Origin of the sequence: Desulfuromonas sp. AOP6, from assembly GCF_009731355.2 — a bacterium.
Taxonomy (GTDB): domain Bacteria; phylum Desulfobacterota; class Desulfuromonadia; order Desulfuromonadales; family SZUA-540; genus SZUA-540.
In genome coordinates this window covers 3,185,879-3,208,756 of the sequence record NZ_AP022810.1, presented here as the reverse complement: position 1 = coordinate 3,208,756, position 22,878 = coordinate 3,185,879, and the positions used below count along the sequence as shown (strand labels likewise).

Sequence of the window (22,878 nt, the reverse complement as noted above, 5' to 3'; positions counted from 1 at the left end):
AGAGGAGGAGTTCATCATGTTTAAACGCATCGGACTGTTTGTCATCACCAATATCGCCATTCTTGTGGTGCTGAGTTTTGTGCTTAACCTGCTCGGGGTCGGCCCGATGCTGCGGGAAGAGGGCCTCAACATGCCGAGCCTCATCGCCTTTGCAGCAGTTTTCGGCTTCGGTGGCTCCCTCATCTCCCTCGCCATCTCCAAGTGGACGGCCAAGCGCCTCACCGGCGCCCAGGTCATCAGCCAGCCCTCCAGCGAGCAGGAGATCTGGCTGGTGGAAACGGTGCGGCGCCAGGCTTCGGCGGCGGGGATTGGCATGCCCGAGGTGGCCATCTACAACGCCCCGGACGTCAACGCCTTTGCCACCGGCATGCGTCGCAACAGCGCTTTGGTAGCGGTAAGCACCGGGTTGCTGCGGGGCATGAACAGGGATGAGGCCGAGGCAGTGCTGGCTCACGAGGTCAGCCACGTCGCCAATGGGGACATGATCACCCTGGCTCTCATTCAAGGGGTGGTGAATACTTTCGTCATTGTGGCCTCGCGGGTGGTGGGACACCTGGTCGACCGCGTGGTTTTCAAAACCGAGCGGGGCCATGGCCCCGGCTTCTTTATCACTACCCTCGTCGCTCAGATGGTCTTCGGTATTCTGGCCAGCGTCATCGTCTTCTGGTTCAGTCGTCAGCGTGAATTTCGGGCCGATGCCGGCGCCGCCACCCTCGCCGGCCGCGAAAAGATGGTAGCGGCGCTGGAGCGGCTGCGCATGTCTGCCGGTCAGCCCCACCTTCCCGACCAGATGGCGGCCTTCGGCATCTCCGGCAACATCGGTCGAGGGCTCAAACGTCTGTTCATGACCCACCCTCCCCTCGAAGAGCGCATCGCCGCCCTGCGGGAGAGGCGCTAGCCGGGGGACCGGGAGCGAAGATCTGTAAGCATGGATGCCGCCATCCTGACCGTCCTCATCATTCTGGCTGTTACCATGGCCCTGTTGGCCCTGGAGGTATTTCGTCTCGACGTAACGGCCATACTCTGTCTGCTGGCTCTGGCCTGGACCGGCGTACTGGAGCCGCAGGAAGCCCTGTCGGGCTTTGCCAGCAATGCCGTGGTAGCCATGATGGCGGTGATGATCCTGGGTCGCGGCCTGGCCAGAACGGGACTGATGGATCGCTTCGCCCGCTTTTTCATCAGCAAGGTGGGAGATAAGCCATCGCGCATTGTGGCGCTACTGTCTCTGTCCGTCGGAGCGCTGTCGGGCTTCATCCAGAATGTCGGCGCCGCCGCCCTTTTTCTGCCAGCCATTCTGGACATCTCCCGGCGGCAGCAGATACCGGCCTCGACCCTGGTCATGCCGATCGGCTTCGCCGCCATTTTGGGCGGAACGCTCAGCATGGTGGGCTCAGGGCCTCTCATTCTTATCAACGATCTGCTGCGGGTCGGCGGCCAGGCCCCCTACGGACTGCTTAGCGTGACCCCTGTCGGACTGGCCCTGCTCGGCGCCGGTATTCTCTATTTCGTGCTGTTCGGCAAGAAGGTCCTGCCAGACACGGCGTCTCGGGAGGTCGCTCCTTCCGAACAGGAACGGCTCGTTGAGGCCCTGCACCTGCCCGATCATATCTGGCTCTACACCATCCCCGAGGGAAGTTCCCTGGTCGGCCAGACACCGGAGGAGGCCGGGATATGGAGCCGCTTCGGCCTGAATATCCTTGGCTTGGCCAGCGACAGTGGCATCCGTTATGCCCCCTGGCGGCAGACGCGCCTGGAGGCCGGTCAGACCTTGGCCCTGCTGGGGGAGGAGGCCAAGGCGGTACGGTTCGCGGCGGCCTTCGACCTGCGCCAAGAGGGGAAAGGGGGGCGTTTCGCCCCTCTGCGCGACCCGGAGCTAGCCGGCTTCGCCGAAGTCATCATCCCGCCCCGTTCGGCCCTGGTCGGACAGACCCTGCGCAGTTTTGCCCTGCGTCGCCGCTACGCCGTCGAACCGGTCATGATGTTCAACCGTGGAGAAGAGGTGCGGGGGGATTTTTCCGATCGCGACATTGCCCCCGGCGATACTTTTGTCGTATATGGCCTGTGGGAAAACATGGATGACCTGAAGGGCGGCGGTGATTTCGTCGTTGCCACCCCCTCTTCTGGCCGGCGACATGCCGACGCCAGGGCTTGGCCGGCCCTGCTGTGCTTTGCAGGGGCTGTGGGGCTGGCCCTCGCCGGTTTCCCTCTAGCTCTGGCCTTTCTGTCCGGGGCCCTTGCCATGATTTTGACGGGAGTGCTCAGCATCGAGGCGGCCTACGAGGCCATTGAATGGAAGGTCGTCTTCCTTCTCGCCGGCTTGATTCCCCTTGGCCTGGCCATGCAGAAGACAGGGGCCGCCGAATTTCTTGCCCGGAAACTCATGACCCTGGTGCAGGGGGCGCATCCCTTGTTCTTTCTGCTGAGCGTGGCCGTCCTCTCCACGTTGTTCTCCCTCTTCATGTCCAACGTGGGAGCCATCGTAGTGCTGGCGCCCTTGGTCATCGGCATGGCGGAGCTCGCCGGACTGCCCCCTCGCCCCCTGGTGCTCCTGGCCGCCGTCTGCGCCGCCAACTCCTTTATGCTGCCCACTCATCAGGTCAACGTGCTGTACATGTCACCCGGCGGCTACCGCAATGCCGACTATATCCGGGCTGGCGGCGGACTCACCCTGCTCTTTCTGCTGGTCGTCGTCAGTCTGTTTTATTTGTTTTATCTCTAACTCTTTTAGAAAAGGAGAAGATCATGCTACTCAAGCACTATTTCGTGGAAAAGATTGCGCACAGCTCTTATCTGCTGGCCGGGCAGAAAAACTGTGCCATTATCGACCCTCAACGCGATATCGATGTCTACCTCCAGGAAGCCCGCGCCCTGGGGGTTAAGATCACTCACATTCTACAGACGCACCTGCACGCTGACTTTGTTTCCGGGCATATGGATCTGGCCCAGAAGACGGGGGCCAAAATTTACGTGGCCCGTTCGGCCAACTGTACCTTTGATCATGTTCCGCTGGTGGAAGGGGACCGGGTGGAGCTGGAGGATATGCGCCTGGAGGTGCTGGAGACGCCAGGCCATACCCCCGAACACCTGAGCTACGTGGTGGTGGATACCTCCCGCGCTGACAGTCCCATCGGCGTTTTCGTCGGCGACACCCTTTTTGTCGGCGATGTTGGGCGGCCCGATCTCTTTCCCGACCAGGCCCGGCAGCTGGCTGGCAAGCTCTATCACAGCCTGCACGACAAACTTCTGAAGCTGCCTGACTATTGCGAAGTCTACCCCGCCCATGGGGCCGGTTCCCTGTGCGGGCGGTCCATGGGCGCCAAGTGGCGCAGCACTATCGGTTACGAGCGCCGCTTCAATAATGCCCTGCAGATTGACAACAAGGACGCTTTTATCAAATCCCTCACCGAGGATATGCCGCCGGCACCCGATCACTTCAGCCGCTGCAGCGATATCAACCGGCAGGGGCCGGCGCGGCTGGCTGAGCTACCCGCTCTGGAAGAGCTGGACGCGGCCCAGTTCAACGCCCGCCTGCAGGACTCCGGCCTCGAGGTTCTGGACGCCCGCAGCTATCACGCCTTTAGCAGCCAGCATGTTCCGGGGGCCTGGCACCTCGATCTCAAGGGGAATTTCCCAACCTTCGCCGGCTGGGTGCTGCCGACGGGCCGGGACATTCTGCTGGTGGCCGATGACTATGCGAAGGCGAAGGAGGCCCTGCGCTGGGCCCGGCGTGTGGGGGTGGATCGCATTGTCGGAATCCTGGCCGGCAGCATGTCGGCCTGGGCCACCTCCGGCCTGAGCTCCAACTCCTTCCGGCAGGCCTCAACCGAAGAGCTGCATGAGCGCATGCAGGGGGACTCGAACTTTGTCCTTCTCGATGTGCGGGCACCTCTCGAATTTGCGGACAGCCATATCGAGGGGGCCGTCAATATACCGGTGGCGGAGTTGCGCAGCCGCCACCAGGAGCTCGACCAGGACAAGGATATTTATGTGATCTGCAGCTCGGGCAACCGCTCCAGCCTGGGGGCCAGCATCCTGGCAAAACACGGCTTCAGGCAGCTGTTCAACGTGGCGGGCGGGCTCACTGGCTACAGTGCCGCCGGGTTCGTCAAGGAGTGCCGGGCCTGTGTCAATCCCCACGGTTCGCGTTTTTATTCCAGCGTGATCGATGGCAAGCAGGACTGGAACGAAGAGAATTGAGAGGAGGCGGGATAGATGGATTTTCTCACGGAAGTACGCTGGTCACCCTATGCGGTCGGGATCGGTCTCGGGGTGTTGAGCTGGTTCAGTTTCCTCGTGTCGGGCAAGCCCCTCGCCTGTTCAACAACCTTCGCCCGCCTGGGCGGCCGCATCCTGCAGGCCCTCCAGGGCAAAGGCGTGGAAAATAGGCCCTATTATCAGAAAATCGGCCTCAAGCTGGGCTGGCAGGGGCTTCTCGTGTTGGGGGTCGTGCTGGGCGCGTTGGTCTCGGCGCTGCTGTCGGGGGATTTTCACTGGCAGTGGGTGCCGAACCGTTGGGCGCTGGCCTTTGGTGACAGTCCTCTCCGGCGCGTGGTCGTCGCCCTGATCGGCGGGATTTTCCTCGGTTTCGGCGCCCGCTGGGCCGGGGGTTGCACCAGCGGTCACGGCATCAGCGGCACCCTTCAACTCGCCGTTTCCAGCTGGATATCGGCCATCTGCTTCTTTATCGGCGGCATCCTGGCGGCCTTCGGGCTCTTCGCTCTGGCCGGATAGGGGGATATATGACACGGAAACCAAGGCAACAAGGCCAGTCGAAGGAGCCTTCCCCGAAATGGGGGCTGCTTATCGGTCTTATTTTCGGTTTCCTCCTGCACAAAGGGGGCGCCACCAAATACGACGTCATCCTTGGCCAGCTCCTGCTGGAGGATTTTACCGTCCTCAAGATCATGCTCAGTGCCGTAGTGACCGGTATGATCGGCGTCTATTTCATGAAGGGCCGGGGCTGGATCACCCTCTCGCCCAAGGCGGGCTCGCTGGGCATGAACATCCCCGGAGGCCTCCTCTTCGGTGTGGGATTCGCTGTGCTCGGCTACTGCCCCGGCACCATCGCCGGGGCCATCGGCAACGGCTACCTTGATGCTCTGGTCGGCGGTCTGGCTGGGATCATCATCGGCACCGCTCTGTTTGCCGCACTCTATCCGAGGCTGCAGAAAGGTATCCTGCAAAAAGGCGACTTTGGCGATCGGACCTTACCGAAACTGTTCAGGGTCAATGACTGGGCCGTGGTGGCGCCGGTGTCCCTGCTTATCGTGCTGCTGCTGGCTTGGCTGGAAAGCGCCGGTCTTTAGCAGGTGATGGCGGTATTACAGGGGCCAGACCCACAGCAGCATGGGGATGCTGACGGCAACGACGAGGATTTCCATGGGTAGCCCCAGGCGCCAGTAGTCGCCAAAGCGAAAGCCGCCGGGGCCGAGAATCAGGGTGTTGTTCTGGTGGCCGATAGGGGTGAGAAAAGCGCAGGAGGCGCCGACGGCCACAGCCATGAGAAAAGCGTCGGGGCTGGCGTTGAGTTGCGTCGCGGTGCTGATGGACAGGGGGCACATGACGGCCGCTGTGGCGGCATTGTTCATGAAATCGGACAGAGTCATGGTCGTGATGAGGATCAGGGCCAGAGCGAGAACCGGCCGGCCCTGGGCCAGGTTCTGCAGAAGGCCCTGGGCCAGCAGGTCGGCGGTGCCGGTGCTGGCCATGGCGCCGGCCACGGGAATAAGGGCGGCCAACAGGACGATAACGGGCCAGTCGATGGCTTCGTAAAGCTTTTGCAGGGGAATAATCCGCTGAGTCATCATCACCAGGACTCCTGCCGCAAAAGCGATGGCGGCGGGGAGCAGACCAAAGGCGGCGCCGCCGACCGCGGCCAGCATCGTCAGGGTGGCGACCAGGGCCTTGCGGCGATCCGGGATGCGGATGGCGCGCGCCGCCAACGGAACGCAGGAGAACTCGGAGGCAAAGGCGGAGAGGGCTTCCGGTGAACCCTGCATGAGCAACAGGTCGCCGGCCAGAATGCGCGTGACCCGCAGCCGTTTGATGGAGCGGCGACCCTGGCGCGAAAGGGCGAGCAGGTTCAGACCGTAGCGGGTGCGCAGCTGCAGATCGGTTGCCGTGCGACTGATCAGCCGGGCGTTGGGCATGACCACCAGTTCCTGAATGACCGTTTCCTCACTTTCGTGCCGCTGCTGTTCCTTCTCCGTTTTATCGCCCGTTGTTGGCGTTGCCGCGGCCTGGACCTGGGCAGTCAGGGGCGCCTCGTTTGACTGGTCACCGTCCTCCTCGTCCTCTTTTTTCGAAGCGATAGCTTCCTCCAGTTCAAGATTCAGGGATGAGAGCAGGCCGGCCAGCGCTTCCGGGTCGGCCTCGATGACCAGAATGTCGCCGGCGTGCAGCAGCCGGCGCGGGTTGGGGGCGATCACCCGCATTTTGTGGCGCACCATACCGACGATCTGGGCATCGGCCTCCTCCAGTTGGTGTTCCAGGTCGCGCAGCGGCCTGTCCACGACCTTGCTGTCTTCGCCAATGCGCACTTCGGTAAAGTAGGCGCCTGTTTCGAAGCCGCTGATCCCTTCCTGTTTTCGGATGGGAACAAGGCGCCAGCCGAGCAAAACAATAAAAATGATACCGGTTACGGCGACGGTCAGTCCTACCGGCGTGTAGTCGAACATGGAAAATCCGTTCACCCCGTTGGTTTGGCGAAAGCTGGCGACGATCAGGTTCGGCGGAGTGCCGATCAGGGTGGTCATGCCACCGAGAATGGTGCCAAAGGATAGGGGCATGAGGACTCTGCCGGGTGAAAGGCCTTTTTTGTCGGCAAGCTGGAAGGCGACCGGCATCAGCAGAGCCAGGGCGCCGACATTGTTCATGAAGGCAGAAAGAACGGCGCCGAGAGCGGTCAGGGCGGTAATGGTCATTATCGGCCCGGCGGAAGAGGGCAGGACTTTCTGAGCCAGGGCATCGACGGCACCCGTCATCTGCAAGCCCTGGCTCAGCACCAGTACACAAGCCACGGTGATGACAGCGGGATGCCCGAAGCCGAGAAAAGCCTCTCCGGCTGGGACTAAGCCGGCGATCACACAGGCCAGCAGAGCGCCGCCGGCTACGATATCATGGCGCCAGCGGCCCCAAAGAAAAAGGACAATAGTCACCAGCAAAATGGCAATAATCAGAATCTGATCCTGGGTCATCCGGCCTCTCCCAAGCGAACGGTGCCGATTAAGTCCGGTCCGCAAAAATTCGAAGTCATGAAAATTATAAAAAATAGTACCGCAAGACGCTTGGTTAACAATCATCTTGTGGCGAAATACTTTATTGTGGCAAACCACAGCTATTAGACGGCAGATGTGTCCGGCGCCAGCGTCAAAAAGGAATTTTAGCTTGCCTTGCCAGAAATAATCCGGATATGTTGATTCTTTCTCCGAGAGACTTCTCGTATTCCACTTCGATACAACATGATGTTTCAAGCCGGTTGGCCACGAGACATGTAGTAGAGGGGAGATACCTTTGACTTTCTGGCTGCTTTATCTGGCCACAGGCGCCTTTACGGGGATTTTTGCCGGCCTGCTGGGCGTGGGCGGTGGTCTGATCGTCGTGCCGCTACTGACCTTTGTCTTCACCAGTCAGCAGATGCCCGAAGCCTATATTCTTCACCTTGCCCTCGGCACCTCCCTGGCCAGCATCATCCTGACCTCGATTTCCAGCTTCCGGGCGCATCACGCCCGCGGCGCCGTACACTGGGGGGTGGTGCGCGGCATCTCCCTGGGCATCCTCACCGGCACTTTTTTCGGTTCCTGGGTGGCGGCCCAGTTGAGCGGACGCTTTCTCAGCGCCTTTTTCGTGGTCTTCCTCTATACCGTGTCTCTGCGCATGTTTTTCAATGTCCGTCCCCAGGCTTCCATGACCCTGCCGAAGCCGGCCGGTCTGTTTGCGATAGGCAATGTCATCGGCGGCGTCTCCAGCCTGGTCGGCATCGGCGGTGGCAGTCTGTCCGTCCCCTTTCTCGTGCGCTGCAACCTGCCGGTCCACACGGCTGTCGGCACTTCCGCCGCCATCGGCTTTCCCATCGCCGTGGCCGGTACCGCCGGCTATGTTCTCAACGGGTTGGCTGTGGCCGAACTCCCGGCCGGCAGCCTCGGCTTTGTCTATCTTCCTGCCCTGGTCGGCATCTGCTTGGCCAGTGTGCTGACGGCCCCCTTGGGGGTGCGACTGGCCCACAGTCTGCCGGTGGCGCGGCTCAAGCGGATTTTCGCCCTCTTCCTCATGGTCATGGGCACCCGCCTGCTGCTCGGTTTCTTCTAGCCCCCACTCTTTGTCAAAGCCTGCCGGTTTCCAGGCAAATGGGGTCAGCACCGGTGATCGCCCCTTTAGGCGGGGGACTGCCCGTGGGCTTTTTGCTTGCCAAGAAGCCATTTCTGCGGATAAATTGACCGTTCATCGGCAATAACAAAACTGTGTTTTGAATTTGGGTAGCCAGAAAGAAAACGCCCTTTTCCGTTTGAGGAGCCATGGAAGTTCTCCGTCACCATGAAATAACGGCCCTGTTCCTCGCTCTGGGGCTGCTGCTGGCCACGGCTCGCCTGCTGGGAGAGACGGCCCGCCGCTTCAACCTGCCATCCGTCCTCGGCGAGATTCTCGCCGGCATTCTGTGGGGGCCGACGATCTTCGGCGTCCTCGCCCCCGCCGCCCACACCTTTCTCTTCCCCCGTACAGGTGGTGGGGCCGTCGCCTTTGACGCCCTGACGACCCTGGCCATCGTCCTTTTTCTGTTGGTCGCCGGCATGGAGGTCAATCTTTCCACCGTATGGCGGCAGGGGAAGGTGGCCCTTTGGGTGGCCCTGGCCGGGATGCTGCTCCCCTTTGCCCTCGGCTTTGCGGTGGCCTGGTGGCTGCCGGGGCTGGTGGGCTATCAGCCCGGCGTCAATCCTCTGGCCTTTGCCCTCTTCATGGCCACAGCGCTTTCCATTTCGGCCCTGCCTATCATTGCCAAGATCCTGATGGATCTCAACATCTACCGTAGCGACCTGGGCGTGACGGTGGTGGCCGCGGCGGTTTTCAACGATCTGCTGGGCTGGCTCGTTTTTGCCGTGATTCTGGGGATGTTGGGGGCCAGCAGCGGCATGCCCCTGGCCCACACGCTCTGGCTCACTCTGGTCTTTACCGCCGCCATGCTCACGGTGGTCCCCTGGGTGATTCACCGTCTGCTCCCCTGGATTCAGGCCCATGCCAGCTGGCCCGGCGGGGTGCTTGGCTTTGCCCTCTCCTTCGGCCTGCTGGCGGCGGCCTTCACCGAGTGGATCGGCATTCACGCCATCTTCGGCTCTTTTCTGGCCGGGGTGGCTCTCGGTCACTCCAGTCACCTGCGGGAGCGTACCCGTACCACCATCGACCAGTTTGTCTCCTTTATCTTCGCGCCCCTCTTTTTTGCCAGCATCGGCCTCAAGGTGAATTTTGCCGCCAATTTCGATCTGCTACTGACCCTGACGGTTCTCGGCCTGGCCCTGAGCGGCAAGGTTATCGGCAGTGCACTGGGTGCGCGTCTGGGGGGGCTTTCGAGGCGCGACTCCTTCGCCGTGGGCTTCGGTATGAGTGCGCAGGGCACCATGGGGATTATCCTTGGTGTTCTCGCTCTGCAGTATGGATTGATCAGCGAGCAGGTCTTCGTCTCCCTCGTGGTGATGGCCCTCATCACCTCGCTGGTGAGCGGTCCGATGCTGCAATGGATTCTGCGTCTCAAAAAACCACGGCACTTTACGGATTTCCTGATATCGCGAACTTTCCTCTGTCCTCTGTCATGCCACACACGCACCGAGGCGATCCAGTCGCTGGCCAAGGTTGTCGCCGAAGCCTATGACCTGGACAGCGAGGCCATCTGCGAGGCGGTCATGGCGCGTGAGCAACTGATGCCCACAGGCATCGGGAATGGACTTGCCGTTCCCCATGCACGATTGCCCGATCTGAAAGAACCGGTGGTCGCCGTTGGGCTGCCAGTTATCGGCATCGATTTTGACGCCCCTGACGATATGCCGGCCAGTATCATTTTTCTCATTCTGACCCCGACCATGGATAACGGTGCGCAACTGGAGATTCTCTCCGACATTGCCACTACCTTCAAGGCGAGGGAGGTGCGTGAAAAAGCCAGCGGTGTCACGGGATTTACGGAGTTTCTCGCTCTGGTGCGCAGCAGCCAGGGGCACTGAGCCCAAAAGTCATCCGAAACTCCCCAAACGACAAAAGCTCCGGTCATGACCGGAGCTTTTGTCGTTTGAGCTGCAGAAATCTGTTAGATGATCAGAAAAGCAGTACCGGGCAGCGGACATGGTGCAGAACGTAGTTGGAAACAGAACCGAACAGAATATCCCGGACTTCCCCCTGCCGGCGCCGCCCCAGGACAACCAGGGCAATGTTTTCTTCGTTGGCGAGGCGCGTGACCACTTCCCGCGGGGAGCCCATTTCCAGGCGGGTTTCAGCCTGAAAGCCGGCGTCGAGGAAACGCGGAAGCTGCTTCTGCAGGAGCAGTTCGCCGGCTCTGCGGGCGTTTTCCCGAATCATGTCGACCTGAAAATCGGGAATCATGCGATAGGCGAACTTGTCGATATCCAGCACGTGCAGCAGCACCAGTGGCAGCGGAAAACGTTCCCTGTCCGCCAGGATCGCCAGCATAGTTTTCTCGGAAGTCGTGGAGCCGTCGATGGGAACAAGAATTCTGGGGTCCATATCCAATCCTTGCAAAGAATGAGGGTTGTCAGCTTCCGTAGCCGTAGATGAGGCGCGGCAGCAGCAGGACGAGGTCGGCCCAGTAGGTAAACACCAGCAGCAGGGCGATCTGGATCAGCAAAAAGGGCATGACGGCACGGCTGACATAGAGTAGATCCCGATCCACCACGGCGCCGGATATGTACAGGCTGACTCCCAAGGGTGGAGTGCAGTAGCCTATGCCCAGGTTGATGGTCATGAGCAGGCCGAAGTGGAGGCTGTCGATGCCGAACTTGGCCAGCAGGGGGAGGAAGATCGGGGTCAGGATCAAGGTCGCCGAGATGATGTCCATGAACATGCCGATCACCAGCAGCAGGATATTGACCGCCAGCAGAAAGACCAGAGGGGACTCAATATTGGCAACGACGGCGTTGGCGATGCGATCCGGTATCTGTTCGAAGGTCAGGTACTCGCCAAAGACCGAGGCGCCGGCGACGATGATCAGCAGGGTCGCCGAGGTGATTGCCGAGGAGACCACGACTTTCTTGATGTCGCCGAATTTCATGTCCCGATGAATAGCGATTTCGACGAAAAAGGCGTAGAAGCAGGCCACCACCGCCGCCTCGTTGGCGGTGAACAGGCCTGAGTAAATACCGCCAAAAATCAGCACGGGCAGCAGCAGGGCCCAGATACTTTCTTTCAGAACTGCCAGAAGCTCTTTAAAGGTTGGTTTTTTTTGGGTAACCAGGCCCTTGTTTTTGCAGAAGAAGTAGGCATAGAGGGACATGGCGACCATAATGAGCAAGCCCGGCAGAAAACCGGTGAGAAACAGTGCTTCTACCGAATCGTTGGTGACCATGGCGTAGAGAATCATGGCGATGGAAGGGGGAATGATGACGCCCAGGATGGGTGCCGTGGTCATGACGCCGACGCTGAATTCCTCCTCATAGCCGTTTTGGATAAGGGCCGGGATCATGAAGCCGCCGATGGCGACCACAGTGGCTACGGTGGAGCCTGAGATGGCGCCGAAAAAGCCGCAGGCGAGAATGCCGGCCATGGCGAGGCCGCCGGGCAGGAAGCCTACCACCACGTTGGCCGTCTTGATGAGCTTCTGCACGATGCTGCCAGTCGTCATGATATTACCGCAGAGCACAAAGAAGAGGACCACAATGAGCGCGAACTTGTCCATGCTGCGGTAAAGCACCTCGACCACGATCTGCGGGTCGATACCCACGAGAAAGGTCAGACCGACGAGCCCGGTAAAAAAGAGCGCCATGAAGACGGGCACCGTGGTAGCCAGGGCGCCGATAAGAATGGCAAGGATAAGCAGATGATTGGCTTCCATGAGAAATATCCTGGTTCAGAGCCGCAAGAAATAAATCGACTAGTCTTTGAGGGGGCCTCGCCAATCCTCAATCATGACAATAAACGTACGCACAGACATCATGAAGCCGATGACAGGCAGCACGGCGTAAAAATACCACTCCGGTATCTGCAGGGTCGCCGTACGGGCGTACTCATCCAGATAGACCTGCCGGGTAAGCTGGTAGCCGAGCCACATCATAGTGGCGCCAAAAAGCAGAACCACCAGGTGACTGAACAGGGTCAAGGGTTTGCGCAAAACAGGCATGAGCTGAGGCAGCGCATCGATGCGAATGAGGGATCGCTTGCGGATAGCGGCACTGCAACCGACGTAGGTGGAAAAGAAAATGACCTTGCGCACCACCTCGTCGGACCAGTAGAGGTTGATACTGGTGGTCTTGCGCAGGATGACATTGGCCATGGCGGTGGTCAGGGCGATCGCCACCGTCAGGAAAAGGGACCAGTCCTCCACGAAGGCGAAGATCCGATCGATGATCCGAAAGCTTTTTTTGATCATGGCTCACATTTCACAGGATGAGAGCCCGACTGGAAATCCCCGACGGTCCCGCCGGGATTGCCGGGCGATAGTGGTTTTGTCGATCTTTTGGGCAGTAAAAAAGCAGCAAATGCGGGCAGGATAGCGGAGGAAGGGAGCAAAATCAAGGAATTTGCAGGGCCCTGCACAGCGTCAGGGCCCTGCCGTAAACTGATTAGGGGCCAAGAACAGTGCGTACTTTTTGCAGGTAGTCGGGACCGATCTTCGCTCCCCAGGATTCATATACGGGAGCGGCCATTTCAACCAGGCGGGCACGGTCCTCGGCGGAAAGGGCGAAAAATTCGACCCCCTTGGCCTTGGCGGCCGCCACCTGTTCGTCATGCTGAGTTCTGGTGCGGTCGCGGGAGGCGGCACTCTCTTCCTCGATGACATCGATGAGAACGGTCTGCAGATCCTGCGGCAGTTTGTCAAACCAGCGCTTGTTCATCAGGTGAACAAAAAGGCCTTGCGCGTAGTCGACCTGAGTAAAGTATTTGGCGACATCGAACTTCTTGGTGATGTTGCACACAATCGGCGTGTGGTCCAGCCCATTGATAACCCCGGTCTGCAGGGCCTGGGGGACGTCCGGCCAGGGCATGACGGTAAATTTAAGACCCCAGCTCTTGTAGATATCGGTATTCACCGGCGCCTGGGCAATGCGGAAATTGACTTTTTTAGCGTCTTCCAGATTGCGCACGGGGGTGGTGGTGGCCCAGCCGTAGGTGCCGTAGCCGGTAATATCCACGACCATGATGCCACTGCTCAGGGCACTCTGCTTGAATTCGCCGAAGAGCTCCTCGGATTGACGGAAACGGTCGAGTTTGTCAAAGCTGTCGACGACGTAGGGAAGGTTGACGATGCCGAGCTTGTCAGAGACATTGGCGGCAGCTACGGAAGAGGAGAGCATCCCCTGAATGGCCCCCATTTTTAGTTTGCTGATGACATCCTTCTCGCCGCCAAGCTGGGAAAGGGGGCGAAAGTCTACAAAAAGGCGGCCGCCGCTGCGCTCCCAGACTTTATCGCGAATACGGTAGCCGACTCCGACCCCTTCGATAGCGGGGTGGGAGACGTTGGAGAGGATATAGGTGTACTCGGCCCCTTTCGGATCAAAAGCAGGCTTCCAGGCGGCCAGGGGATCATTGGGGTCTGCGGCCAGGGCAGTCCCGGCCCAGGTCAGAGCGACGAGGGTCAGCAGAAGCGAAGAGAACTTTTTCATAGAAACTCCTGTGCGGCGAAAAATGATATGAGTCGGAAGCTGAAGCAGGAAGTTATGCTAGTACAAACCCTGTTTTAAAGTAAAGAGGTTTTGCCTGAAAAGTTCGTAAAAACGGATATTTTGGAGGTATGGAAACTTTTTTGGGGAGGTTAAACTGGCGGATAATGAAAAACCGGGTGGCAAAAGAGACGTCTTTCGCCACCCGGGTATTTGTTCGAAGGGGTGCACCGAGCTACTGGGCCAGGGTCTCGCGCACCTTTTTCAGATAATCAGCCCCGATCTTTTCTCCCCATTTCTGGTAGACAGGCTCACTCTTTTCCACGAGCTTCTGGCGGTCGGCCTGTGACAAGGTGATAAATTCGATGCCCTGTTTTTGGGCAGCGGCAATCTGCTCATCTTGCTGCTTCAGGGTGAGTGCGCGGGCCTTGGCGCTCTCTTCGGCAATAACCTCCAGCATGATGGCTTGCAGATCGGCAGGGAGGGCGTCGAACCATTTCTTGTTCATGAGGTGGATGTACAGCCCCTGGGCATAGTCGAGACGGGTGAAGTACTTGGCCACGTCAAATTTATTGGTGATGCTGCAGACAATGGGCGTGTGGTCAAGGCCATTGATGACGCCTGTCGCCAAGGCCTGTGGTACGTCGGGCCAGGGCATGACGGTGAATTTGAGGCCCCAGGCTTTATAGATGTCGGCATTGACGGGGGCTTGGGCCACGCGGAAATTGGTGTTGTTGGCGTCAGCCAGTGTCCGCACCGGTGTGGTGGTCGCCCAACCGTAGGTGCCGTAGCCGGTGAAGTCGACGACCTTAACCCCCTGGGATTCGCCGCTCAGGCTGAAAGGACGGAAGAGTTCGGGTTCGTTGCGGAAACGCTCCAGTTTGTCGAAGCTGTCGATGACAAAGGGGAGGTTGACGATGCCGAGGGTACTGGCCACATTGACGGCGGCCACTGAAGAGCAGAGCATCCCCTGCACGGCGCCCATTTTAAGCTTACTGATGACATCCTTTTCGCCGCCCATCTGGGCGAAGGGGCGAAAATCCACATAAATCTGCCCATTGCTGCGCTCCCAGAGGCGATCACGAATATGGTAGCCGACGGCTATTCCCTCGATGGCCGGATGGTCCACGTTGGAAAGAATATAGGTGTATTTGGCTCCGCTGGGATCGAACTTCGGCTTCCACTGGTCCAGCAGTTCCTGCTGGCTGGCAGCAGAAGCCAGGGTTCCGGTGAGGCAGAATAACAGCAGAACGAGAGGAAAGATGAGTTGCGCGCGCACTTTCATATAAACCCCCTTTTAATGTACGTAAATGGCAAGAGCAAAAGAAGCATGAGAAAGAAGACTAAAGCTTAACCTGAGGGGGGGTCAAGAAAAAACAATGCGTCGTAAGGGCGGATCTGTCTTGCAGTGCGCAGAAAGTTGGATACTTTTAAAGAGGCCTTTGTTGTGGGCGACCCCCTTGACTAATAATATAAATGTAGATATATATTATTTTTTGCATACATGAAAGGTGGCCCTGATGCACCCCAGGATGTCCTTGTTTCTATTCTTTCTATTGTCGTTGCCCACCACCATCTGGGCGGAAGCCCTCGATTTTTCAACGGCCCTGCAGGAGGCAATCCAGTCACGGCCTTTTGCCGCAGCGGCCCGCAAGGACGCCGAGGCGGCGGTTGGTGCGGCAGGGGAAGCGCGCAGCCGCTATCTCCCCAGCCTGACCTTTTCCGAGAGATTTACCTGGACGAATGAACCGGGTAGCAGTCTCTTTATCAGCCTGAACCAGGAGGATCTCCTTATCCGGGGGGCTGATTACTACAATAACCCTGATGATCGCAAGGACTTCGAAACACGGTTTGATCTGAATCAGGTGCTTTATGACCCGGATGTCTCCTATGGCTATCGGCGCGCTCAAAAGGGGGCGGCCGCTGCCAATGAACAGGCCCGCTGGGCCGAAGAAGAGGCTGGATTCGCCCTGCTGCGGGCTTACCTGGGGTTACAGCAGGCCGTGGGCGCGCAGGACTGGGCAGCAAGCGCGCGCCGTCAGGCTGAAGAAGTGCTTCGCCTCGCTCAAGAGCGCCAGGCGGCAGGGCTGGGACTGAAGGCGGATACTTTGCAGGCGGCCGTTTTTCTTGCGGATGCACAGCGTCAAGAGCGGCGTGCATCCAACGACGTCGCCCAGGCGCGCCAAGCCCTGGCCTTGGCTCTGGGGCGTGATGGCAGCGATGTCAGTCTTGGCAGTCCCCTGCGCCCGGAAGATTTTCCTGATCCTGTCGTCGACTCTGAGATTGATCGAGGCGATATCAGGGCTTTGTTCCTCCGGGAGGAAGAAGCCAGGCTGGCCGTGAAGCAAAGCCGGGCGGCCTATTTCCCCAAAGTGGGGCTTGGTGCCTCCTATGTTTTCCACGACGGCTCGTCGCCTCTCGGCACCGAAGCGGAAAGCTGGATGCTGCATGCCGGCCTGACCTGGGAGCTTTTTGACGGCTTCCGGCGTTCGCAGAGCCGGAGTCGGGCCGAGGCTACCCGTGAAGCAGTGCAGTGGCGGCGGCAGGAAGCGGTTCGTCAGGCGGCTCTGCAGAGTGATGAGGCAGGGCGTCGCATAGAAGAAGCCCGCCTGAACCTGGAAACGGCCCGTCAAAGCGAGGTTCAGGGCGCCGAAAGCCTGCGCCTGCTCAGGGAGCGTTACGCAGAAGGTCTGACGGACATGGCCGACCTGCTGGCGGCCCAGACGGCCGTGGAACGCATTCGCCTGGAGTCTATTCAGGCCGAGGCCCAACTCATTTTTTCCCTGGCTAGCCGCCATTTTCAACAGGGCACCTTTTTGCAGACTTTTCTGCCCACCGAGGAGATGAACCCGTGAAAAAACTGATGACCTATTGCGCAGCGGTGACCCTTCTGTTCCTGACGGCCTGCGACGGGAAGATTTCACCAGGGCAGACGGATTTGGAAGAGACGCTCCTGACGGACCTGCGGTTTCATACCGTGACGACGTCGGTGGCCCTGGAAGAGGGAGCCCTGGTCGCGACGGTGGAAAGTTCTGACCGGGCCCTTCTCACGGCACGTACCGACGGCCGTCTTCTGCGCCTGGCAGCCCGTGAAGGAAGTCTGGTGAAAAAGGGGGAACTGCTGGCGACCATTGGCGACAACACGGCCGGCAGGAAATTGCAAGAGGCCGAAGGCGCTTTGGGCATGGCGACAGCCCGTTTGGAACTGGCGGAAAAGACTTTTGCCCGTTACCAGCGGCTGTTTGAAAAAGAAGCGATAACACCCCAGGAATTGGACCAGGTAGTGGCCGACCTGAACGTGGCCCGGGACGGACAGGCGGCAGCCGCCGCGGCCGTTGAGGCTGCCAGAATCTCTTCGGCCCAGACCCGTATCCTGGCCCCCTATGATGGCCGAGTCCTGCGGCATCTGGTCGAGGAAGGGAGCACGATCCTGCCTGGTACCCCCCTGCTGGAAATCGAACGCCAGGGCTCCTGGCGGGTAAGGGTAGATGTGCCCGAATCCTATGCGGGCCGTTTTGTTTCCGGCACCCGGCTTCGGGTCGAGATTCCTTCCCTTTCAAGACAACTGGAAGGCGCCGTTACCGAAGTGCTGCCAGCCGCCGATCCCCTGAGCCGTACCTTCCAGGTCAAAGTGGCTCTCGGTGCCGAGGATGGACTCACTTCCGGGCTCTTCGCCCGGGTGTTCGTACCGGACGCGGATCGGACAACCCTGTTTATTCCCCGCTCGGCTCTTCTGCAACGGGGCCAGCTGGCGGGAGTCTACGCCCTGGATAAAAACATTTTGCACTACCGCCTGGTGAAGACAGGTCGTCAGCTCGGTGACGAGGTGGAAATCCTCTCCGGACTCTCCGCAGGGGAGCGCATCCTGGCCGATGACGTGGAAAAAGCCCGCCATGGCGCCAGGGTCGAGGAGGCGCGATGACGGAAAAAAAGCTCTCACTGCCGACCCGGATTGTCGACAAGTTTCTCGACGGCAACCTGTCGGTCATCCTCATCCTGCTTTCGGTTATTGCCGGTATCGCCGCCCTCATGCTCACGCCCCGGGAAGAAGAGCCACAGATCGTGGTGCCGTTGGCCGATGTCTACGTACACATGCCCGGTGCCAGCGCCGAGGAAGTGGAAAAGCAGGTATCTACCCGCCTGGAGAAGCTACTGCTGCAGGTCGACGGGGTCGAATACGTCTATTCCATGTCCCGCCCGGATCTGGCCATTGTCACCGTACGGTTCTATGTCGGCGAGGATCGTATCGATTCTCTTGTCAAGCTGCACAACAAGATTATCACTCACATCGATATTGTGCCGCCGGGGGTCAGCGGCTGGGTCATCAAGCCGGTGGAAGTGGATGATGTCCCCATTGTTAACCTGACGCTCTATACGGAAGCCCTGTCCGCCTATGATTTGCGCCGGGTCTCTGAAGAGGTAGTCGACCGCCTGCAGTCGGTGAAGAACACCTCGGTGACTTCGGTGATCGGGGGTCATTCCCGCCAGGTGCAGGTGGCCGTGGATGCCGTCGCGCTGGCGGCGCGGGGCCTGGATCTGCTGGACTTGAAACGGGCCCTGCAGGCGGCCAACCTGGACCTGCCTGCCGGCTCCTTCCAGCGCAACAACGAAGAGGTCCTCGTGCGCGGCGGTACATTCCTGAGCTCCGCTGCCGAAATGGAAGCTCTGGTCGTCGGCGTCCAGAATGGCAGACCTGTTTTTCTGCGGGATGTGGCCGTCGTTGAAGATGGCATGGAGGAAGTCAAGAGCTATACCCGCCTGCGCTTTGGCCCGGCCGAACCGGGGGCTGATCGCAGCAAGGAATACCAGGCCGTGCACATCGCCGTGTCCAAGCAGAAGGGAACCAATGCGGTGCGGGTGGCCGCGGAGGCCATCGAGGCGGTGGAATCCATGCGGGGAACGATCATTCCGGCAGAGATCGAGCTGCGGGTCACACGCAACTACGGTGAAACGGCCAACCACAAGGTCAACGAGCTCATGAAGCACCTGGTGATCGCTATCGTCACCGTGCTGGCTCTCATCTTCATCGCCCTTGGCTGGCGGGAGGCCCTGATTGTCGCGGTCTCCATTCCCATCATCTATTCTCTCACCCTGCTGGTCAATTACTGGTTCGGCTACACCATTAACCGGGTGACCCTCTTTGCCCTCGTGCTGGCCCTGGGGCTGCTGGTCGATGACCCCATCGTTGACGTGGAGAATATCTACCGGCACTTCAAGATGAAGAAGGAGCCTCCCCGCGATGCGGTGCTGACCGCGGTGGATGAGGTGCGCCCGCCGGTGATTCTGGCGACCCTGGCCGTTATTGTCTCTTTCCTTCCCATGCTCTTTATTACCGGTATGATGGGGCCCTATATGCGACCTATGGCGGTGAACGTGCCGCTGACCATGGTCATGTCCCTGCTGGTGGCCTTCACGGTGACACCCTGGATGACCTACCATGTCCTCAAGGGGGAGTACGGCAAGCAGGAAAAAGAGTATGTGCTGGAAGAAAGCCGCATCTACCGGGTCTATCGCCGCCTCATGCTCCCCTTTCTGGAGTCCCGCGGTCGTGCCTGGCTGCTGGTGGGCCTGGTAGTGCTGCTCTTTCTGGGCTCGGTCGCCATGCCGGCCTTCAACCTGGTGCCGCTGAAGATGCTTCCCTTCGACAACAAGAACGAGTTTCAGCTGGTGGTCGATCTGCCGGAAGGGGCCACGCTGGAAGAGACGGATCGGGCGGTGCGGGCTCTGGAAGACTACCTGGTGACGGTCAACGAGGTCACTGATTTCCAGTCCTATGTCGGGACAGCCAGCGCCATGGACTTCAACGGCATGGTGCGGCACTACTACCTGCGCCAAGCGCCCAACCTGGCCGATATCCGCGTCAATCTGGCCCACAAGGAACGTAGGGCACAGCAGAGCCATGCCATCACGCTGCGGCTGCGGGACGATCTGACCCGTATCGCCGCCGCCCACGGGGCCCTGCTCAAGCTTGTCGAGGTGCCGCCGGGACCGCCGGTCATCAGCACCCTGGCGGCTGAGGTGTATGCGGAGCCGGGCCTGTCGTACGCTGAACAGATCGCCGCCGCCCGTCTGGTCAAGGAGCGCATGGCCACGGAGGATAAGGTCGTCGATGTGGACGATTCCGTCGAGGCTCCGCAACGGCGCTTTCAGTTCGTGCCTGACCGGACCCGTGCATCCCTGTCGGGGGTGAGCGACGCCCAGATCGCGCAGACGCTGGCCCTGGCGCTGGCCGGCGAAAAGGTCGGTGCAGTCCATCTTCCCAGTGAGCGGCACCCCCTGCACATCATGCTGCGTCTCCCCCTGGACGAACGCTCCTCGCTGGCAGCCCTCGAAGGACTGCAGATACGGACCCCCTCGGGGAAGATGGTGCGCCTGTCCGAACTCGGTCATTTTGAAGAGGAAGTACTGGAACCGACCATTTATCACAAAAACCTGGAGCGGGTCGTCTATGTCTTTGGCGAAATGGCCGGCAAGAGTCCGGTCAATGCGATCCTGAATCTTTCCTCGCATTTCAAGGAAAACCCCCTGCCCGAGGGGGCCAGGGTGGTCTGGGGCGGTGAGGGAGAATGGAAGATCACCGTGGATGCCTTCCGCGATCTGGGCATCGCCTTTGGCGCCGCCCTCATCCTCATTTTCATCCTGCTGCTGATCGAGACCGGTTCGTATGTGCTGCCGCTGATTATCATGGGCGCTATCCCCTTGACCATGATCGGTATCATGCCGGGCTTCTGGCTGCTGAACCTCATCATGGACCGCCCTGTCGGAGGGTACGACAACCCGGTCTTTTTCACGGCGACCGCCATGATCGGCATGATTGCCCTGGCCGGGATCGTGGTGCGTAACTCCATCATTCTCATCGACTTCATCCACCATGCCCTCAAGCGAGGCGCATCCCTCAAAGAGGCGATTATCGAGAGCGGGGCCGTGCGGCTGCGCCCCATTCTGCTGACGGCCGGCGCCGCCCTGCTGGGGAACTGGATCATCACCCTCGATCCGATCTTCTCCGGGCTGGCCTGGTCGATCATCTTCGGGGTTTTTGCGTCGACCGCCTTTACCCTGGTGGTGATACCGGTAGTGTACTGGCTGGTTTACGGGAAAAACGCCGAACAACATGAGAGGAGATATAGACCATGACAGTAGACAGATATTTGCGGATGGCGGCGGGGTTTTTTATCTTGCTGAGCCTGATGCTGTCGCGGGTGCATTCGCCCCACTGGCTGTGGTTTACGGCCTTTGTCGGGCTGAACCTGCTGCAGAGCGCTTTCACCAACTGGTGTCCTTTGATGACCATTCTGCGCAAACTGGGAGTTCCGGACAAGTAAGGCTGTCGGCGAATAAAAAACCGGAGATATCCTCGAGGGTATCTCCGGTTTTTTGGTGTGGGCGGTTTGGCTTCTAGCCTTCGTCATCCCGCCGGTAGGCATCGGCCAGCTGGCGCAGGTTGCGAACCAGGGACTCCAGGCTGTGGATCTCTCTGGAGAGCGCGGCGCCTTTGTCGGCGTTCCCCCGCAGCCGTTGTTCGGAGCGGGCGAAGTGAGCGAAAACCCGCGTGGAGGTCTCCCGCAGAAAACGCGCGGCCTCGTTGATGGCCAGGAACTGCTGCTCGCGCTCGGCCAGACTGCGGTCAAACTCGCGATTGGCCTTGACCTGTTCTTCCATGCCCCGGCGGATCTGCACGGCGGCGGCATTCATCTGGTTGACCCCTTCCATGATGCGGCTGATGGCGATCTGCTGCTCATTCTGCGCGCGGGCGATGGCTCTGACGGAACGCAGACTCGCTCCCGCTTCATGAATGAGGGCCTTGGCCCGTTCGCCCTGACGGGCGGTCAGGTTGGCGATTTCGTCGGAACTGTCGGCCGCCTGGCTGGAGCTTTTGAGTATCTTGTTCAGGGCCTCCCCGGTGGACAGGGACAGTTCCCTCCCCCGCGAAATCCGTTTGCTGGTTGCTTCCACCGCTTCCGTCATCTCCTTGGTGTCCCCCTGAATGGCCTTGACGATGTGATGGATATCGGTGGCGCTGGTGGTCGTCCGGTCGGCCAGGTCGCGGATCTCCTCCGCCACGACGGAAAAGCCCTTGCCTTCTTCGCCGGCCTTGGCGGCAATGATGGCGGCATTGAAAGCGAGCAGTTCCGTATCTGAAACCAGTTCCTTGATGACCTCGATAATTTTGACGACGTCGCCGGTCTGCCGGGAAAGACGACCCATGGCTTCCCGGGTTTTCTGGCTTTCGCGGTCGATGCGTTCCATCTCCTCGATCGAGGTCCGTACCACTCGCAGGCCGTCTTCGGCATCCTTCCTGACCGTGTTGGCGGCCTGAGCGCTGGCCAGGGACCCGGTGTGAATTTTGGCCAGGGAGTCACCGATGGAATCGAGGTCATGGGAGGTTTCTTCCACGGCGCGGGAGATTTCTTCCGCCTGCCCGGCGACCTCCTTGACGCTGGCCGCCATTTCCTCCACGCTGGTCGTTGTCTCCATGAACTGGGCCGTGGAATGGTCGATGGCGGTCGACATCTGCTCGAGAGAAGCGAACAGCTGACGGGACAGGGCGGATTCATCCTGGGTGCGATGGGAAAGAATTTCCATCTGCTCGGTGATCTGCTGCTGCTTGTCATCCATGGACTGCACGTCCCGGTGCGTATCGATGGCGGCGGCCAGTCCTTCCCGGGCTCTTTCGGAGAGATAGTGGCTTGATTCGGCCATGGAGCGGTACAGGGAGTTGATCTCGTCGACGGAGGAGAGCAGATTGTCGACCAGCTTTTCGGCTTTGCAGACCGCCTTTTCGACGGCTCCATTCAGGGCTTCCACCGTGTCGCCCTCAACATGAAGATTGCCACCGGCCAGGGGATGAAGGCGACTGAGCAGCTGGCGGAAAATCTTCTGCAGGGTAAGACGGATGAACAGGTAGATCAGGGCGCCGAGGGTCAACCCCATGCACAGGCAGGCGGCGATAAAAGGCAGGCTGACCGCTTGCCGACCAATGATCAAAGCGGCAAAGAGCGGAAAAACGGCCCCGGCCACCAGCCCGGCGGACAGGGTGATGAGAAATACTTTTTTCATGGTGGAAAAC

At 59.8% G+C, this 22,878-nt stretch carries 19 protein-coding genes; 11 read left to right on the top strand and 8 right to left on the bottom strand.

The window, feature by feature from the left end; translation table 11 throughout:
• Positions 1-16: 16 nt before the first annotated feature.
• The 5 genes from htpX to AOP6_RS14935 are packed head-to-tail and all read left to right on the top strand — an operon-like array spanning position 17 to position 5,306.
• The gene (gene htpX, locus AOP6_RS14955; protein ID WP_155877525.1) at positions 17-898 is read left to right on the top strand and encodes a protease HtpX; all 882 of its coding nucleotides are present in this window, start codon (positions 17-19) and stop codon (positions 896-898) included.
• 30 nt (positions 899-928) lie between these two features.
• Positions 929-2,719: an SLC13 family permease gene (locus AOP6_RS14950; protein ID WP_155877524.1), complete on the top strand. Its 1,791-nt coding sequence runs from the start codon at positions 929-931 to the stop codon at positions 2,717-2,719.
• Positions 2,720-2,742: 23 nt separating this feature from the next.
• Positions 2,743-4,197: an MBL fold metallo-hydrolase gene (locus AOP6_RS14945; protein WP_155877523.1), complete on the top strand. Its 1,455-nt coding sequence runs from the start codon at positions 2,743-2,745 to the stop codon at positions 4,195-4,197.
• 15 nt (positions 4,198-4,212) lie between these two features.
• Entirely contained in the window at positions 4,213-4,731 is a 519-nt protein-coding gene (locus AOP6_RS14940) for a YeeE/YedE thiosulfate transporter family protein (RefSeq protein ID WP_155877522.1), read from the top strand.
• Between the two features lie 8 nt (positions 4,732-4,739).
• On the top strand, positions 4,740-5,306 hold the full coding sequence (locus AOP6_RS14935) for a YeeE/YedE thiosulfate transporter family protein (protein WP_155877521.1): 567 nt from the start codon (positions 4,740-4,742) through the stop codon (positions 5,304-5,306).
• A 15-nt stretch (positions 5,307-5,321) separates the two neighbouring features.
• On the opposite strand, the gene AOP6_RS14930 is transcribed toward AOP6_RS14935, so the two are convergent.
• Positions 5,322-7,196, bottom strand: coding sequence for an SLC13 family permease (locus AOP6_RS14930; protein WP_155877520.1), 1,875 nt, complete (start codon positions 7,194-7,196; stop codon positions 5,322-5,324).
• Between the two features lie 316 nt (positions 7,197-7,512).
• Here AOP6_RS14930 and AOP6_RS14925 point away from each other — a divergent pair, with 316 nt between their 5' ends.
• On the top strand, positions 7,513-8,307 hold the full coding sequence (locus AOP6_RS14925; RefSeq protein WP_155877519.1) for a sulfite exporter TauE/SafE family protein: 795 nt from the start codon (positions 7,513-7,515) through the stop codon (positions 8,305-8,307).
• Between the two features lie 13 nt (positions 8,308-8,320).
• Here the strand turns inward: AOP6_RS14925 and AOP6_RS14920 are convergent, their stop codons facing one another.
• Positions 8,321-8,515, bottom strand: a complete 195-nt coding sequence (locus tag AOP6_RS14920) for a hypothetical protein (protein WP_155877518.1) — start codon at positions 8,513-8,515, stop codon at positions 8,321-8,323.
• Here AOP6_RS14920 and AOP6_RS14915 point away from each other — a divergent pair.
• Positions 8,514-10,205 (top strand): cation:proton antiporter, encoded by a 1,692-nt coding sequence (locus AOP6_RS14915; protein ID WP_155877517.1) that lies wholly within the window; start codon positions 8,514-8,516, stop codon positions 10,203-10,205. The two genes, AOP6_RS14920 and AOP6_RS14915, sit on opposite strands and share 2 nt — an antisense overlap.
• 91 nt (positions 10,206-10,296) lie before the next feature.
• Here the strand turns inward: AOP6_RS14915 and AOP6_RS14910 are convergent, their stop codons facing one another.
• The 5 genes from AOP6_RS14910 to AOP6_RS14890 all read right to left on the bottom strand — a co-directional run bounded on the left by AOP6_RS14910 (position 10,297) and on the right by AOP6_RS14890 (position 15,096).
• The gene (locus AOP6_RS14910; protein ID WP_155877516.1) at positions 10,297-10,722 is read right to left on the bottom strand and encodes a universal stress protein; all 426 of its coding nucleotides are present in this window, start codon (positions 10,720-10,722) and stop codon (positions 10,297-10,299) included.
• Between the two features lie 28 nt (positions 10,723-10,750).
• Positions 10,751-12,046, bottom strand: a complete 1,296-nt coding sequence (locus tag AOP6_RS14905) for a TRAP transporter large permease (protein ID WP_155877515.1) — start codon at positions 12,044-12,046, stop codon at positions 10,751-10,753.
• 39 nt (positions 12,047-12,085) lie between these two features.
• A complete protein-coding gene (locus AOP6_RS14900) occupies positions 12,086-12,580 on the bottom strand; it encodes a TRAP transporter small permease (RefSeq protein WP_155877514.1) in 495 nt (164 codons plus the stop codon).
• Between the two features lie 193 nt (positions 12,581-12,773).
• Positions 12,774-13,814, bottom strand: a complete 1,041-nt coding sequence (locus AOP6_RS14895) for a TRAP transporter substrate-binding protein (RefSeq protein ID WP_155877513.1) — start codon at positions 13,812-13,814, stop codon at positions 12,774-12,776.
• A gap of 232 nt (positions 13,815-14,046) precedes the next feature.
• Entirely contained in the window at positions 14,047-15,096 is a 1,050-nt protein-coding gene (locus AOP6_RS14890) for a TRAP transporter substrate-binding protein (protein WP_155877512.1), read from the bottom strand.
• A 253-nt stretch (positions 15,097-15,349) separates the two neighbouring features.
• Between AOP6_RS14890 and AOP6_RS14885 the strand changes: the two genes are divergently transcribed.
• Genes AOP6_RS14885 through AOP6_RS14870 form a run of 4 tightly spaced genes read left to right on the top strand, consistent with a single transcriptional unit; the run spans position 15,350 to position 21,133 of the window.
• Positions 15,350-16,666 (top strand): TolC family protein, encoded by a 1,317-nt coding sequence (locus AOP6_RS14885; RefSeq protein ID WP_213194646.1) that lies wholly within the window; start codon positions 15,350-15,352, stop codon positions 16,664-16,666.
• On the top strand, positions 16,663-17,733 hold the full coding sequence (locus tag AOP6_RS14880; RefSeq protein WP_155877510.1) for an efflux RND transporter periplasmic adaptor subunit: 1,071 nt from the start codon (positions 16,663-16,665) through the stop codon (positions 17,731-17,733). Before AOP6_RS14885 ends, AOP6_RS14880 begins: the two co-directional genes overlap by 4 nt.
• Positions 17,730-20,945, top strand: coding sequence for an efflux RND transporter permease subunit (locus tag AOP6_RS14875; protein WP_155877509.1), 3,216 nt, complete (start codon positions 17,730-17,732; stop codon positions 20,943-20,945). The genes AOP6_RS14880 and AOP6_RS14875 overlap by 4 nt, the downstream gene beginning before the upstream one ends.
• Positions 20,942-21,133 carry a DUF2892 domain-containing protein gene (locus AOP6_RS14870; RefSeq protein WP_155877508.1) on the top strand — a complete coding sequence of 64 codons (192 nt, stop codon included), beginning with the start codon at positions 20,942-20,944 and terminating at the stop codon, positions 21,131-21,133. The genes AOP6_RS14875 and AOP6_RS14870 overlap by 4 nt, the downstream gene beginning before the upstream one ends.
• Positions 21,134-21,206: 73 nt before the next feature.
• Here the strand turns inward: AOP6_RS14870 and AOP6_RS14865 are convergent, their stop codons facing one another.
• On the bottom strand, positions 21,207-22,868 hold the full coding sequence (locus tag AOP6_RS14865; protein WP_213194644.1) for a methyl-accepting chemotaxis protein: 1,662 nt from the start codon (positions 22,866-22,868) through the stop codon (positions 21,207-21,209).
• Between the last annotated feature and the right edge of the window lie 10 nt (positions 22,869-22,878).

Excerpts from the sequence above, each read along its gene's own strand:
- AOP6_RS14870 (WP_155877508.1), top strand. The coding sequence starts at position 20,942 with ATGACAGTAGACAGATATTTGCGGATGGCGGCGGGGTTTTTTATCTTG.
- AOP6_RS14900 (WP_155877514.1), bottom strand. The coding sequence starts at position 12,580 with ATGATCAAAAAAAGCTTTCGGATCATCGATCGGATCTTCGCCTTCGTG.
- AOP6_RS14930 (WP_155877520.1), bottom strand. The coding sequence starts at position 7,196 with ATGACCCAGGATCAGATTCTGATTATTGCCATTTTGCTGGTGACTATT.
- htpX (WP_155877525.1), top strand. The coding sequence starts at position 17 with ATGTTTAAACGCATCGGACTGTTTGTCATCACCAATATCGCCATTCTT.
- AOP6_RS14895 (WP_155877513.1), bottom strand. The coding sequence starts at position 13,814 with ATGAAAAAGTTCTCTTCGCTTCTGCTGACCCTCGTCGCTCTGACCTGG.
- AOP6_RS14875 (WP_155877509.1), top strand. The coding sequence starts at position 17,730 with ATGACGGAAAAAAAGCTCTCACTGCCGACCCGGATTGTCGACAAGTTT.
- AOP6_RS14890 (WP_155877512.1), bottom strand. The coding sequence starts at position 15,096 with ATGAAAGTGCGCGCGCAACTCATCTTTCCTCTCGTTCTGCTGTTATTC.
- AOP6_RS14910 (WP_155877516.1), bottom strand. The coding sequence starts at position 10,722 with ATGGACCCCAGAATTCTTGTTCCCATCGACGGCTCCACGACTTCCGAG.
- AOP6_RS14940 (WP_155877522.1), top strand. The coding sequence starts at position 4,213 with ATGGATTTTCTCACGGAAGTACGCTGGTCACCCTATGCGGTCGGGATC.
- AOP6_RS14935 (WP_155877521.1), top strand. The coding sequence starts at position 4,740 with ATGACACGGAAACCAAGGCAACAAGGCCAGTCGAAGGAGCCTTCCCCG.
- AOP6_RS14945 (WP_155877523.1), top strand. The coding sequence starts at position 2,743 with ATGCTACTCAAGCACTATTTCGTGGAAAAGATTGCGCACAGCTCTTAT.
- AOP6_RS14915 (WP_155877517.1), top strand. The coding sequence starts at position 8,514 with ATGGAAGTTCTCCGTCACCATGAAATAACGGCCCTGTTCCTCGCTCTG.
- AOP6_RS14865 (WP_213194644.1), bottom strand. The coding sequence starts at position 22,868 with ATGAAAAAAGTATTTCTCATCACCCTGTCCGCCGGGCTGGTGGCCGGG.
- AOP6_RS14905 (WP_155877515.1), bottom strand. The coding sequence starts at position 12,046 with ATGGAAGCCAATCATCTGCTTATCCTTGCCATTCTTATCGGCGCCCTG.
- AOP6_RS14950 (WP_155877524.1), top strand. The coding sequence starts at position 929 with ATGGATGCCGCCATCCTGACCGTCCTCATCATTCTGGCTGTTACCATG.
- AOP6_RS14920 (WP_155877518.1), bottom strand. The coding sequence starts at position 8,515 with ATGGCTCCTCAAACGGAAAAGGGCGTTTTCTTTCTGGCTACCCAAATT.